Here is a 13219-nt window from a genome sequence, read left to right on the forward strand (position 1 = left end):
TGTTCTTGTTCTCCGTGCAGAAGGTGGAATTCAGGTTGTTCAGTTCACAGATCCAGCAGCCAGCTGTGCTGCGGATCGTTATGGAACTGCCAGACGCGTTTCGGGCCGGCCATCACGTTCAGGTAATACGACTCATAGCCGTAAGGCACGCTGACCGGGTGATAGCCCTTGGGCACGACCACCAGGTCGTTGTTTTCCACGGCCATGGCTTGATCGATGCTGCGGTCGTCGGTGTAGACCCGCTGGAACACAAAGCCCTGGGGCGGATTAATCTGGTGGTAATAGGTTTCTTCGAGAAAGCTCTGGTGCGGTAAGTCGTCGGTGTCGTGCTTGTGCGGCGGGTAGCTCGACGAGTGCCCCGACGGCGTGCGCACTTCCACCACCAGCAGCGAATGCGCAGGCTCGGTGTCCGGCAGGATGTCGCAGACGTAACGGGTATTGGCGCCCTTGCCGCGCACGCTGCGCTTCATGGACTCGGGTTTGATCAGCCGTGGGCCGAGGCCATTGCTGGCCAGACCCGGCGCGGCGCAGACGGCGATTTGCACATCGCTGAGCGCAACCACTTGCGCCTGGCTGCCCGGTGGCAAATACGCGGCAAACGGGGATCTGTCCTCGAACACCGACTGGCGATCGCCGAGGTTTTCCCAGTCGAACGCGCCCTGCCCCGGCGCTTCGCCCTTGATGCTGACGCGACCGCTGAGCAGCACCAGGCACAGTTCCTTGTCGCCTGCCGCCACCGGCAAGGTTTCGCCCAGGCTCAAACGGTAAGCGGCGAAACCGACGTATTCCAATTCACCCTGGCCCAACTCGACCAGGGTCCGGCCACGGGCGTTGCTTTTGACCAGCAGGCTCATCGCGCAATCCTCTCGTCGAGCAACGCACGCAAGGTGTCGAAGCCTTTTTTCGCATAGACGTAGCTCGGCGCCACCGCAGGGTCCTGTTCGGCCTCGACCACCAGCCAACCGTGGTAGTCGTTGGCCAGCAACACATCGAGCAGCGCGGCGAAGTCGATGTCGCCATCGCCGGGCACCGTGAAGGTGCCGTTGATGATGCAGTCCGGGAAACTCCACAGGTTGTTGCGCGCCAGTTGCACCACCGGTTTGCGCACGTCCTTGAAGTGCACGTGGCAGATGCGCTCGATATGCTTGCGCAGCACTTGCAACGGTTCGCCACCGCCCATGTAGCAATGACCCGAATCGAACAGCAGACCGACTTCGCTGCCGGTCAGTGCCATCAGCTTATCGATGTCCGCCGGGGATTCGACGTAGGCGCCCATGTGGTGGTGATACGCCAGGCGCACGCCTTGGGACAGGGTGAAACGCGCCAGTTCAGTGAGTTTGTCGGCGTATTCCTGCCACGCCTGCTCGGTGTGGAAGCGTGGGCGTTCGACCAATGGAATGCGCTGGCCCTGGATGGAATCAGCGACTTCGCCATAGACCAGCACGTTGGCGCCGTTCTTCGCCAGCAGCTCGACATGGCTGCCGATGGCGTCGATTTCTTGCGCCACCGAACGCTGTGCCAGGCGACTGGAATACCAGCCGGAGACCAGCGCCAGGTCATAAGGCCGCAGCACGTCGCCGACGCCTTTGGCATCCTTGGGGAATTTGCCGTTGAGTTCAAAACCTTCGTAGCCGATTTCCTTGCCTTCGCTCAATGCGGTGCTCAGCGGCGTCTCGCCGCCGAGGGACGGCAGGTCGTCGTTGCTCCATGAGATCGGGTTAATGCCAATTCGGATAGCGGGCATGGCTGCACCTATTATTGTTTTACACAAATCAGTTAGAACACTGTTCCCTGTGGGAGCTGGCTTGCCTGCGATGGCATCACCGCGGACTCACTGAAAGACCGAGGCGCCTGCATCGCAGGCAAGCCAGCTCCCACACTTGATTTCATTGCAACTACCAATCAATGTCAGGCGCGGGCTGTGCGCCAGGCATCGATCAACTCGACAAACGTGCCCTGCACCTGGCAGATCAGCGCTTCATCATCGATTTCACCGGCCATCCACGCGCGGCTCGGCTCCTGGAAAATCGTGCGGCCCACGGCGAACCCGCGACAGGTCTGGCTCTGGCTCGCTTGCACAAAGCCTTCGGCCAAGGCCGCCGCCGGGGCATTCAGGCCCAACAGCACCACACCCCGGCAGTACGGATCACGTTCCTGAATCAACTCATCGAGCTGTTTCCATTCCTCGGCGCTTTGCGCTTCGATCTTCCACCACGCCGGATAGATGCCGAGGTTGTAGAGGCGTTTCAGCGCGCGATACAGCACGTCCGGGTGGGTTGACGGGTGGTCTTTAGGCGGGATGATTTCCAGCAGCAGCTCATGACCGCTGACTTGCGAGGCCTGATACAAGCCCTTGATCTGCGCTTCCTGTTCCAGGCGCAGCAATGGCTCGTCGTCCGGGTGGAATTGCACCAGGCACTTGATGATCTGCTCTTGCGGCCAGGCGATCAGGTTGCTGCCAATCGAGCGCCCATGTTCGAACGCCAATGGCCGCGAGCCCTGCACTTCCACCGGCCGCGCCACCCACCAGCCACGGCCGGTGGCGGCGTTCAGCGAGTCCTGGCCGAAGCGCTGATCGGCCAGCAACCCGACATCGGCCTCGATGCCCTGCTCGCGCAAATCGGCTTCGACCCGTTCCACAGCCTTGATAAAGAGCTGCTTGAGTTCGCAGATAGCGTTGAGGTCGCGACCGCCCTTGTGCGCCAGTTCCACCAGTTGCCCACGATGATCGAACGCAAAGATGAACAGCTGTTTCCACTGCTTGCGCGGCACGCTGACCTGATGCAAACGCTGCAGCACCGCGTCCTGATCCGGCCGAGTGATCGGCACCGGACTGTTGAACAGGTAATCGAGTTCGGCGCGGGTCGGCATGGCCGGGGCGCACGCATGGCGCGACACCACCAGACCGCCGCAGGCATTGGCCAACTGGCAGCAGCGCTCGTCGCTGGCGTCCTCCAGCCAACCGCTGAGGAAGCCCGACATAAAGGCATCGCCAGCGCCCAACACGTTAAGCACTTCCACCCGAACGCCGGGGTAAATCGCGCCGTCTTCAAGGCGCGCCGCAATGGCCCCGTGAATCACTGTGCAACCTTGCGGGCCGAGCTTGACCACCAAGGTTGCGTCACTGAGACGCCGGACATTGAGTAGCGCGCTGAGCAAATCCTCGGTGCCACCGGCAATCAAAAACTCTTCTTCAGTGCCGACGATCAGGTCGAAACGCGGGAGGATTTTCTGCACGTGCTGGCTGACGTTCTGATCGGCGACAAAGCGGGTTTCGCCGTCGGCCTTGCCGGCCAGGCCCCAGAGCACCGGGCGGTAGTCGATGTCCAGCACGCGTTTGACGTTGTGTTTTTCGGCGTAGTCCAGCGCCTGGATGCTCGCCTTGTACACGCCGTCGGTGGAGAAATGGGTGCCGGTGATCAACAGGGCTTTGCTGGAGGCGATAAAGGCTTCGCTGATGTCTTCGGCCCGCAGCGCCATGTCGGCGCAGTTTTCGCGGTAGAAGACCAAAGGAAAGGTTTCGCGGTCCTTGAGGCCCAGCAACACCATCGCGGTGAGGCGTTCCGGGTCGACCTTGATGCCGCTGACGTCGCAGCCTTCACGCGCCAGGGATTCGAGGAGGAACCGGCCCATGTGGTCGTCCCCTACCCGGCTCAACATCGCCGATTTGAGACCCAGCCGGGCGGTGCCGAAGGCGATGTTGGCAGACGATCCGCCGAGGTATTTGGCGAAGCTGCTCACATCCTCAAGCCGCGCCCCGACTTGCTGCGCATAGAGATCGACGCCAAGGCGCCCCAGGCAAATCAAATCCAATTGACGCCCACTGGCAAAACGAGTCTGGCCCATGCTGGCTCCTGTTATTTTTATCAGCCTGCGTTCGGGCACTGGAGGCGCCGAACGCTCTTGGTGGATGCAGACTAAAACGAGCAAGACCGAACAATCAATAAATATTCCAATTATTTTTTACGTAGAATATTTTTTCTAATAAACTCTTGCACAAGCGCTCCAGGCGCAGTGCATCGTTTCAGCAACCCCGCACACGCCGCAAGCTCAAGATTTTATTCGGGCCTACCCTGTAGACTGCGCACAGCCAACCTATTGTCAGGGGATGACGCGATCTGTCGTCCCTATAAGCACAAGCCAGAAGGATTCCTTATGTCCCGCACCGATCAGCCGGCTACGTCCGAGAGCACGCCCGACAGCGATCTCGTCAGCCCCCCGATCAATGCCGAGCGTCTGCTGCAGTTGATCACCAACGAATACGAAAGCCTGCCGCGCCAGCTCAAACGCATCGCCAGCTACATGAGCCAGCAAAGCGACCGGATCATGGTCGACCGCATCAGCGACATTGCCCGCGAGTGCGAAGTGCACCCGTCGGCCATCGTGCGGTTTTCCCAGCGCTTCGGTTTCAGTGGTTTCAGCGAGATGCAGGCGTTGTTCCGCGAGGCGTACACGCACAAGACCACGCCGGTGCAGAACTACCAGCAGCGCATTCGCAGCATGATCGCCAACAAATCGCAGAAGGCCAGCGGCGGCGACCTCGCCCGCGAATGCATCGACGCGACCCTTTCCGGCATCGAACGACTGGGACAGGAACTCGATGACGAAGCCTTCGACAAGGCCGTGGACCTGGTCGTAAACGCCGACAACATCTACGTGGTCGGCGTGCGCCGCTCGTTCGCCGTGGCCGATTACCTGGTCTACAACCTGCAACACACCAACAAGCGCATCCATCTGGTTTCGGGCCTGGGCGGCAGTTATCGCGAGCAGATGCGCAGCGTGCGCGCCAATGACCTGGTGATCGCGATCAGCTTCACGCCCTACGGCAAGGAAACCCAGCACTGCCTGCGCATCGCCCAGCACAATCAGGCGAAAACCCTGATCATCACCGACAGCAACCTGTCGCCGCTGGCCAAGCGCGCCAACGCCGTGTTGCTGGTCAACGAAGGCAGTTCGTTTGCGTTTCGCTCTCTGAGTGCGACGTTGTGCCTGTGCCAGGCGCTGTTTATCGCCGTGGCCTATCGACTGGAGTTGAAGGTCGACGAGATTCACGAACAGGTCGGCTTCGAAGATTAACCACGCGCCACTTGCAGGTCATGGAAGCTCAGCTAAGTTAGTCCATCCCGACATGGACACCTGAAGGAACGGCGCTATGAAATTGATCGGCATGCTGGATTCGCCCTACGTGCGGCGCGTGGCCATTTCTGCCCGATACCTGGGCATCGACCTGGAACACGAATCGGTCTCGGTGTTCCGCCACTTCGAGCACTTCCAGCAGATCAACCCGGTGGTCAAGGCGCCAACCCTGGTGCTGGACGACGGCGAGGTGTTGATGGACTCGACACTGATCATCGACTACCTGGAAGCCCTGGCCGGTTCCGGCAAAAGCCTGATGCCCGGCGATCTCAAACAGCGGTTGCGCGCCTTGCGCCTGATAGGCCTGGGGCTGGCGGCGTGCGAAAAGTCGGTGCAGCTTTACTACGAACGCAACCTGCGCCCGGCCGACATTCAATACCAACCCTGGGTCGAACGGGTTGAAGGTCAACTGGCGACGGCGTACTCGTCGCTTGAGCGCGAACTGGAAAAGCAGCCCCTGGCGAACGGCGCCTTGATCGGGCAGGACGGCATCACCCTCGCGGTCGCCTGGAGCTTCACCAACCTCGTGGTGCCGGATCAAGTCGATGCCGAGCAGTTTCCGCGAATCGCTGAATTCACCGCGCAGGCAGAAAAGCTTGAGGCGTTCATCAGTACCCCGATAACCTGAACGGCCCAATCCCTCGGACCCGACCATGACCGCCGCTGAACAACCTGCCCCGGCGCTGAAGGAAATCTTCAACGCCGCGCGCCTCCAGCACATCGCGACCGAAATGACCGCGGTCTACCCGGCGTTCAACGCCAAAGCCTTCCTGAAAATGGCCAACGACGGCCTCGCTGACCTGTCGATCATGCAACGCATGGCCCGGGTCAGCGAATGCCTGCATGCCGTGCTGCCGCTGGGTTATGACCAATCCCTTGAAGTCCTGCGCGCCCTCGCCCCCCGCCTCAACAGCGGCTTTGTCAGCATCTCTTTGCCGCATTACGTGGCGATGTACTGCGCGCATGATTTCGAACAGTCGATGGACGCACTCAAATACTTCACCGCGTTTGGCACCGCGGAATTCGCGATCCGCTATTTTCTGCGCAGCGATTTGCAACGGTCATTGGCGTTGATGCAGCAATGGTCTCTGGATGAAAACGAACACGTCCGACGCCTGGCCAGCGAAGGCAGTCGACCGCGTTTGCCGTGGTCGTTTCGCCTGGAACAGATTCAGAGCGACCCGACATTGGCCGCGGCGATTCTCGACAACCTCAAGGCCGATGAAAGCCTCTACGTGCGCAAGTCCGTGGCCAACCACCTCAATGACATCACCAAGGATCATCCCGATTGGGTGCTGGACTTGATCGAGGGTTGGTCGCTGGAGAACAAGCACACGGCGTGGATTGCCAAGCATGCGCTGCGCAGTTTGATCAAACAGGGAAACCAGCGGGCGTTGGCGATTATTGGGGCCAGCGGTAAAGCTGAGGTAGAAATTGTGGGGGTGAAGGTCGAGCCGGCGGTGATTCGGCTGGGGGAGAAAATTACGTTGTCGTTCGGCGTGAAATCCACGGTGGCGGAGAGTCAGCGGTTGGTGATTGATTATGCGATTGATTATGTGAAGGCCAATGGCGGGACTTCGGCGAAGGTGTTCAAGCTTAAGGCGTTGACGTTACCTGGCAAGGCGACTGAACGGGTGAGCCGCGGTCAGCAGATCAAGGAGCTCACCACTCGCAAGCATTATGTGGGCAAACACGCTGTGCACATCATGGTGAACGGCGAACGCCTCGCCAGCACCTCATTCGAAATCCTTGCATAACTTGTAGCACACCGTCGCCATCCACTACGCCCAGGATCGCTAGCCCTTGTTCCGTCTGCGCGAGAATCACTTCAGTTGGATTGGCTTTTTACAAAAATACGGCACACCTCTGGAACCCTCTTTAGGGCGCTCAACTCGTAGCGCGTTTTTTGCACCACAGTGACACCAGCATGCCTGTGGCGATCGACATCAGCGGAATGCTCGAAGCAACGCCCAGTGTTGGAAACACCAACAGTATTTGCGAGTCGTTACCGCCAAGCATCATCGAAGCCCCAATCCCCATCAAAATACCCGCCAACAAATGAACGCCAGCTTTTGATGGGGTAAAGGCCTCGAAACGGAACTGTTTCCTGTACAGGGTAAAACTCAGCATGCCTGCCAGCAACATGACAAACACCGCAATACGCCGGACGCTGATTGCCATATCGGCTTGCCAGAACATCTGCGAAACATTGTAAAAGAACACACTAGGTGTCCATAACGGCTCGAACGTATAGAGCGCGCTCGTCAACGCACCCAGCAGCATACTGGAGAAAACCAGGTGTTTATTACCATGTATGCCGACCAAAAAAATCAGCACCAACGCCACTACACCGATCAACAGCCAGTAATGACGGCTGGAAATTTCCGGCATTAGAACGGTCTTCTGTTCGGGCATCATGCGCATGTAATACCAGAGCACCATCCCCAGGATCCAGCCGATCATTGTGAACAGTTTATTGAAATTGCCACAGGCAAACCTGGTTAGCGTGCCGACGCTGCAACCGTTGTTCAGCACCGATGCCACCCCGAACAACAAGCCTCCCGAAACCAGTAAAGGATAGGAAATTCCAGGCGAGTACAGCGGCAGGCTGACTTCGGAGTAACGATAGAACGGGGCCAGCATCAACCCGAACAATCCACACGATGTCAGTGCCACAAATAACGTCGGGCGCCCCGCCAGCAATTGTTCGCTCGCTTTGACAAGGCACATACCCATGCGCTGCGAAACCCAGCCAATCAGGAACGCTAATACCAACGCCATCAGTAAAGAGAAAACCATTTTCGTGCGCCACTGCTGATTTGGATGGGCCGGGCATCACCAGGCTTTAGCGTAGCTTTCGATCAGGCTATCTGTGTATCTGACACAGCTGTAAGCGGACAGTCGCTTTGTGTCGCTCCCTGGTTTCGTAGAAGTTGAATGACTGTTCTTGGCCGATTCTGTTGAAAAAGTAGCTCCCCTGGCTGGCCTCCGGCAAAATCTCCGCATTGGCCGGAGGGGGATCACACAGCATGATGGGACAGTTATCGAGTGGGCAGGAGCGACTGTTTTACTCGTTCAACCTTGAAGATCACATCCCAGCCAATCACCTTCTGCGCAGCATTGATCAGTGTCTTGATCTGAGCGACCTGCGCCATTACCTCGCCGATTTCTATAGCCCGATTGGGCGTCCGTCGATTGATCCCGAACTGATGATTCGCATGCTGATCGTCGGCTATTGCTACGGCATTCGCTCAGAGCGGCGGTTGTGCGAAGAGGCCCATTTGAACCTGGCGTATCGCTGGTTCTGCCGGTTGAGCCTTGAAGACGAAATCCCCAACCACTCGACCTTTTCCAAAAATCGACACGGCCGTTTTCGGGACAGTGATCTGTTTCGCTGGTTGTTCAATGAAGTCCTGCGTCGCTGCATGGACGCCGGTCTGGTCAAGGGCGAAGGCTTTGCCGTGGACGCCAGCATCATCAAAGCGGATGCGAGTCGGCAGCGCGGCGTACCGGGAGATGAACCGGTCAACTGGAGCGATCCATCCCTGAGCACCCGCGCCGTGCGTGAGTATCTTGAGGCACTCGATGAAGAGGCTCTGGCCGAAACGCTACCGAAGCGCCTGTCGCTGACGGATCCTCAGGCCCGCTGGACCGCTGCTTCAGGCGGCCCAGCTTTCTACGCTTACTCCACGAATTATCTGATCGATACCGAGCACGGCGTGATCATGGATGTGGAACCCACACCGGCTCATCGAACCGCAGAAGTCGAGAGCACCAAGACGATGATCGATCGGGTCGAAGCGCAGTTCGACATCAAGCCAGAGCGCCTCATCGGCGACACCGCTTACGGTACAGCTCCGATGCTGGCCTGGATGGTGGAGGAAAAAGACATCGAGCCGCATGTGCCGGTGTGGGACAAAACCGAGCGCAAGAACGACAGCTTTTCGAGTAACGATTTCCACTGGAATGAAGAGGCTGAGGAATACCGCTGCCCGGCCGGCAACCCATTGCGCAGCGAATGGCGAGCCTTCAAGAATGAGCGTTCACACGTCACCAAAGCCAACACCATCATCTTCCGATCCCGACAGGCCGACTGCGCTACGTGTCCGATGAAAGCCAAGTGCTGCCCGAACACTGCGTTCCGCAAGATCGCTCGCAGCGTCCATGAAGCCGCTCGCGATGTGGCTCGACGCATCGCGGCGACGCCGGAGTATGTGCGCTCTCGCCACGAACGTAAGAAGGTTGAAATGTTGTTTGCCCACCTCAAGCGCATCCTGAAACTGGATCGCTTGCGACTACGTGGCATGAGTGGCGCGTCCGATGAGTTCACGCTGGCGGCCGCGGTACAGAACCTGCGACGTCTGGCCAAACTTGCATCTCAAGGGCCACCTTCTACGGGATAGGTGCGCCTGCACGAAGCAAAAAACCTCAAATTAACCCAATAACAGAGCAGCAAAGGTCAACGAAGGGCCGAGAAACCACTGAATGTGGTGAGTAGGTTCTCCGGTGGTGGTCGTGCCTGAGTTCAGGCGAGCTGAAAATCCGACTTTTTCAACAGAATCGGCCGTTTTCTGCCGGTCACGACAGGCAGAAACCTCCACAAAGCTGACTTTCGCGTAAGGCGGCGATTGGTCAATGGATGTCTCGCTGCGAACTAGAACACACGACATTTTTAACTATAGGCTGGGCCTATATAAAGGATTGTATATCGGTCTTGGACGCTATCAAGCAAGCGACAGAAGATTGCTTCTCACCTAAGCACCACCCAATGAGCAATACCAACGAAGCAAACTTGATAGAAGAAACCACTTCCTCTACATCTTGGAGCCAGCATGTCCAGACAAACAACAATGGATGCAGAGACCGTCACTTCTCAGCCAGATGGGTTGCCTGAAAACGCCCGCCGCCTCGCGATATTTTCGTTGGCGATCGGTGTCGCCATGGCATCACTCGACACCGCAATAGCCAATGTCGCTTTACCTGCAATAGCTGCTCAATTGCAGACAACACCCGCATCATCGGTTTGGATCATCAACGTCTATCAGTTAGCCATGGTCGCAACGCTCCTCCCGTTCGCTGCATTGGGTGAAATCATCTCTTACCGGCGGGTTCTACTTTTCGGATTGTTATTATTCACATTGGCATCACTTGCCTGTGCTCTGGCGTGGTCGTTGCCTTCACTGGTCATAGCTCGGCTGTTGCAAGGAATTGGGGCTAGCGCCGTTATGGGTGTGAATACAGCCATGCTTAAAGCCATCTACCCGACGCGCATGCTAGGACGTGGTTATGGGACCAACGCCTTGGTGGTTGCAGTCGCTTTTGCAATCGGGCCGACCATGTCATCCCTTATTTTGTCAGTCGCGAGTTGGTCGTGGTTATTCGCAATCAACGTTCCACTCGGCTTGGTCGCACTTTTCCTGGGACGCAAAGTATTGCCTGAAACCCGCCGGGCGACCCACAAGTTTGATGGTCTGACTGCCCTCTACAACATAGTCGCGTTCAGCTTTTTGATTTTGTTATTCGGGGATGCTGCCCACCAAGAGAAATTCACTACCCTGGCATTGGAATTGGCCGCAACTGCTTTGTTCTTCGCACTGCTCTTGAATCGGCAGGCAGACCATAAGGCGCCGATGCTGCCGATTGATCTGCTGCGTCGGCCCATGTTTGCGCTTTCTGTCGTGACGTCCGTTTGCACCTTCGCAGCACAAGGACTGGCGTTCGTAGCCCTGCCGTTTTATTTCTATACGACGCTTGGGAAATCCCCAGTAGAGGCTGGTTTTCTAATGACGCCATGGGCTGTCATGGTAGCGATAATGGCCCCAGTTGCCGGCCGCTTAAGTGATCATTATTCTCCCGGCGCATTAGGAGGAATCGGTCTTTCGATACTGGCGGTTGGGTTGATAGCTCTAGTACTCATGCCTGATGCCCCCTCGACTTTGAATATTAGCTGGCGCACGGCTATGTCAGGAATTGGGTTTGGTTTTTTCCAAGCACCTAACCTCAAAGGTTTTATGGGTAGCGTGCCATCGACACGTGCCGGCAGTGCAAGCGGCATGGTTGCTACGTCAAGGTTAGTTGGACAGGCAATTGGTGCAGCGCTGGTTGCTTATTGCTTCATGTTATCGAGCGAGCATGGAGCAACGTTTGCGTTATGGGGGGCAGTTGCATTCGCAGCCATTGCAAGCATTGCAAGCTTTGCCCGAGTCGTTGCTGTCCGAACTTGAGCTGGCAAACGCCATGAACTGAATCGCACCACGTTTTGTAAATACTCTTAATGACCGATCAGCCGATTGCCGACCTCGACCATAGTGTAGAAAATAGAAAGGGGACAGATTTATTTTTAAGATAATAAATCTGTCCCCTTTTTGTGCCTTTTTGTGGCGATCAGCGCAACGATTTCTGGTAATAGAGCCGGGTATGTCCCGGTGGATAATCTGCCAGGCGTCCGAATTCGGAGTAGCCAAGTTTTTGATAGAACCCGGGCGCCTGAAAGCTGAAGGTCTCCAGCCAGATACCGGTGCAGTGCTTTTTCTGCGCGACTTCTTCGGCCATGCGCATTAGCCGTTCACCGATACCCTGACCACGCATCGACTCGGGAACGCTGACAAGATCGATGAGCAGCCATCGATAAGAGACCTTGCCGTACAGTCCGCCAATGACTTCGTTACTGTCAGGGTCTCGTAGCAACAGAGCAAATGTTTCATGGGCGTCGTCTCCACCGTTGGCCAGGTTATGGGCCAGCAACGGGGTCAAAATTCCTAGTCGTTCTGCTTCAGTCGCATTTTCCGAAAGCTGGATTTCTACAGACATGGCGCTCTCCCTGAGCGAGTAACTGGGTCAACAAGGTATCCCATTCCTGTCACCCCATGGTGAATCAGTAAATACATCAAGTCGTCTGTTTTTGAGATGGCTTGAAGGGCTGCTTCTGGGCGATTGTTGCCTGTCGCGAAGGGCCGACCCAACGCGGCCCAAAGCCAAGCAGCAAACCGGGCAGATGCATTTGCCCTGATCGCCAGCTTACGTAAAGCAAGGTAATGGAGATTATCCTTTGATTTTCGCGTTAATTAGGCGCTCCCTTTACCATCTTGCTGCCGGAAGTAAACCCCAACCAAACATGCCGTCAGCAACGGGAGAAACTCTTAACTGGACGATATTGCAGATGAACATACCCGCGCCCGGCCCGCGTTCTTCGCTTCGTAGAGTTGCTTGTCCGCAGCTTCTATCAAAGCCTCGAATCCTAGTTCGCCAGTGGGTGTCAATGTTGCGACACCTAGAGAGATTGTCAGCACACGATCGACATCAGAAGCAGAATGTTCGATGCCCAATGTCCGAACACTTTCTTGCATTCTTTCTGCAATCTCGACCGCACCAGAAAGAACTGTATTGGGCAGAACGCAGGCGAACTCTTCGCCACCATACCGAGCGACCAGGTCATAGGGCCGCCTAACCGTTTCAGATAACGTTTGGGCAACGGATTTCAAGCAGTCATCTCCAGCCTGGTGTCCGTAACGGTCGTTGTAGCGTTTGAAATAGTCGACATCCACCAAAATGAGCGATAGCGGCTTTTGCTCTCGAAAGCACTGACGCCAATCCGCCAATATGTCCTCATTAAATTTGCGATGATTGGCCACCCCGGTAAGACCATCTATCAACGCCATGGAACGCAGCAGATCGCTCTGTAGTTTCAGGGTTAGATGTGTTCGCACACGTGCTCTGACAATGGTGGTATTGATGGGTTTGCTGATGAAGTCCACCGCGCCAAGCTCCAGACCTAGCACCTCATCTGACTCCTGCTGCTGTGCGGTAATGAAGATGATGGGGATGCCCTGGGTTGCAGGGTCAGCCTTGAGTCGACGGCATACTTCATGCCCATCCGTGCCTTCCATGACCACGTCCAGCAAAATCAAATCGGGTAGTTGTGTCTGGCAAACGCTGATTGCCTGTTCACCGCTGGTGGCCATGAACACATCGCAGTCCTGACGAAATAGCTCATGAAGTACCCGGATGTTAGTCGGCTGGTCGTCGACTATAAGGAGTTTGGGACGGTTAAAGGAATGCGGCAGCCAGGTTTCCATCGATTGTT

The 13219-nt window shown here is 56.8% G+C and carries 11 protein-coding genes and 1 pseudogene; 5 read left to right on the forward strand and 7 right to left on the reverse strand.

All coding sequences use genetic code 11. The features are described from left to right. Nucleotides 1–44 precede the first annotated feature (44 nt). From iolB to BLQ41_RS23925, 3 genes are all read right to left on the reverse strand, one after another. The gene (gene iolB / locus BLQ41_RS23915) at nt 45–854 is read right to left on the reverse strand and encodes a 5-deoxy-glucuronate isomerase (RefSeq protein ID WP_090185289.1); all 810 of its coding nucleotides are present in this window, start codon (nt 852–854) and stop codon (nt 45–47) included. Further along, nucleotides 851–1744: a myo-inosose-2 dehydratase gene (gene iolE / locus BLQ41_RS23920; RefSeq protein ID WP_090185291.1), complete on the reverse strand. Its 894-nt coding sequence runs from the start codon at nt 1742–1744 to the stop codon at nt 851–853. The genes iolB and iolE overlap by 4 nt, the downstream gene beginning before the upstream one ends. Before the next feature lie 164 nt (nt 1745–1908). Further along, nucleotides 1909–3846, reverse strand: a complete 1938-nt coding sequence (locus BLQ41_RS23925; RefSeq protein WP_090185295.1) for a bifunctional 5-dehydro-2-deoxygluconokinase/5-dehydro-2-deoxyphosphogluconate aldolase — start codon at nt 3844–3846, stop codon at nt 1909–1911. Nucleotides 3847–4155: 309 nt separating this feature from the next. On the opposite strand from BLQ41_RS23925, the gene BLQ41_RS23930 reads away from it, so the two are divergent. The 3 genes from BLQ41_RS23930 to BLQ41_RS23940 all read left to right on the forward strand — a co-directional run bounded on the left by BLQ41_RS23930 (nt 4156) and on the right by BLQ41_RS23940 (nt 6893). After that, entirely contained in the window at nt 4156–5076 is a 921-nt protein-coding gene (locus BLQ41_RS23930; protein ID WP_090185298.1) for a MurR/RpiR family transcriptional regulator, read from the forward strand. 76 nt (nt 5077–5152) lie between these two features. Then, on the forward strand, nt 5153–5764 hold the full coding sequence (locus BLQ41_RS23935) for a glutathione S-transferase (protein WP_090185300.1): 612 nt from the start codon (nt 5153–5155) through the stop codon (nt 5762–5764). A gap of 25 nt (nt 5765–5789) precedes the next feature. Further along, nucleotides 5790–6893, forward strand: coding sequence for a DNA alkylation repair protein (locus tag BLQ41_RS23940; protein ID WP_090185303.1), 1104 nt, complete (start codon nt 5790–5792; stop codon nt 6891–6893). A 16-nt stretch (nt 6894–6909) separates the two neighbouring features. On the opposite strand, the pseudogene BLQ41_RS31235 reads toward BLQ41_RS23940, so the two are convergent. Together BLQ41_RS31235 and BLQ41_RS23950 are read right to left on the reverse strand one after the other, a co-directional pair. Next, nucleotides 6910–7027 (reverse strand): annotated as a pseudogene (locus tag BLQ41_RS31235) (adenosine-specific kinase); the annotation flags it as partial. Beyond that, nucleotides 7024–7935 (reverse strand): YeeE/YedE thiosulfate transporter family protein, encoded by a 912-nt coding sequence (locus BLQ41_RS23950; RefSeq protein ID WP_090185306.1) that lies wholly within the window; start codon nt 7933–7935, stop codon nt 7024–7026. The pseudogene BLQ41_RS31235 and the gene BLQ41_RS23950, both read right to left, overlap by 4 nt. Nucleotides 7936–8165: 230 nt before the next feature. On the opposite strand from BLQ41_RS23950, the gene BLQ41_RS23955 reads away from it, so the two are divergent. Both BLQ41_RS23955 and BLQ41_RS23960 read left to right on the forward strand, forming a co-directional pair. Then, nucleotides 8166–9539 carry a transposase gene (locus BLQ41_RS23955; RefSeq protein ID WP_090180061.1) on the forward strand — a complete coding sequence of 458 codons (1374 nt, stop codon included), beginning with the start codon at nt 8166–8168 and terminating at the stop codon, nt 9537–9539. 429 nt (nt 9540–9968) lie between these two features. After that, on the forward strand, nt 9969–11360 hold the full coding sequence (locus tag BLQ41_RS23960; RefSeq protein WP_231997061.1) for an MFS transporter: 1392 nt from the start codon (nt 9969–9971) through the stop codon (nt 11358–11360). 160 nt (nt 11361–11520) lie between these two features. Here the strand turns inward: BLQ41_RS23960 and BLQ41_RS23965 are convergent, their stop codons facing one another. Both BLQ41_RS23965 and BLQ41_RS23970 read right to left on the reverse strand, forming a co-directional pair. After that, entirely contained in the window at nt 11521–11946 is a 426-nt protein-coding gene (locus BLQ41_RS23965; protein ID WP_090185309.1) for a GNAT family N-acetyltransferase, read from the reverse strand. Nucleotides 11947–12275: 329 nt separating this feature from the next. Then, complete coding sequence (locus tag BLQ41_RS23970; RefSeq protein ID WP_231997062.1) at nt 12276–13211, reverse strand: diguanylate cyclase; 936 nt, start codon at nt 13209–13211, stop codon at nt 12276–12278. Nucleotides 13212–13219 lie beyond the last annotated feature (8 nt).

Origin of the sequence: Pseudomonas arsenicoxydans (assembly GCF_900103875.1) — a bacterium.
Lineage (GTDB): Bacteria > Pseudomonadota > Gammaproteobacteria > Pseudomonadales > Pseudomonadaceae > Aquipseudomonas > Aquipseudomonas arsenicoxydans.

Bases quoted from the DNA above. Each gene is read 5' to 3' on its own strand.
- BLQ41_RS23930 (WP_090185298.1), top strand. From the start codon at position 4,156: ATGTCCCGCACCGATCAGCCGGCTACGTCCGAGAGCACGCCCGACAGC.
- BLQ41_RS23950 (WP_090185306.1), bottom strand. From the start codon at position 7,935: ATGGTTTTCTCTTTACTGATGGCGTTGGTATTAGCGTTCCTGATTGGC.
- iolB (WP_090185289.1), bottom strand. From the start codon at position 854: ATGAGCCTGCTGGTCAAAAGCAACGCCCGTGGCCGGACCCTGGTCGAG.
- BLQ41_RS23925 (WP_090185295.1), bottom strand. From the start codon at position 3,846: ATGGGCCAGACTCGTTTTGCCAGTGGGCGTCAATTGGATTTGATTTGC.
- BLQ41_RS23965 (WP_090185309.1), bottom strand. From the start codon at position 11,946: ATGTCTGTAGAAATCCAGCTTTCGGAAAATGCGACTGAAGCAGAACGA.
- BLQ41_RS23960 (WP_231997061.1), top strand. From the start codon at position 9,969: ATGTCCAGACAAACAACAATGGATGCAGAGACCGTCACTTCTCAGCCA.
- BLQ41_RS23935 (WP_090185300.1), top strand. From the start codon at position 5,153: ATGAAATTGATCGGCATGCTGGATTCGCCCTACGTGCGGCGCGTGGCC.
- iolE (WP_090185291.1), bottom strand. From the start codon at position 1,744: ATGCCCGCTATCCGAATTGGCATTAACCCGATCTCATGGAGCAACGAC.
- BLQ41_RS23970 (WP_231997062.1), bottom strand. From the start codon at position 13,211: ATGGAAACCTGGCTGCCGCATTCCTTTAACCGTCCCAAACTCCTTATA.
- BLQ41_RS23955 (WP_090180061.1), top strand. From the start codon at position 8,166: ATGATGGGACAGTTATCGAGTGGGCAGGAGCGACTGTTTTACTCGTTC.
- BLQ41_RS23940 (WP_090185303.1), top strand. From the start codon at position 5,790: ATGACCGCCGCTGAACAACCTGCCCCGGCGCTGAAGGAAATCTTCAAC.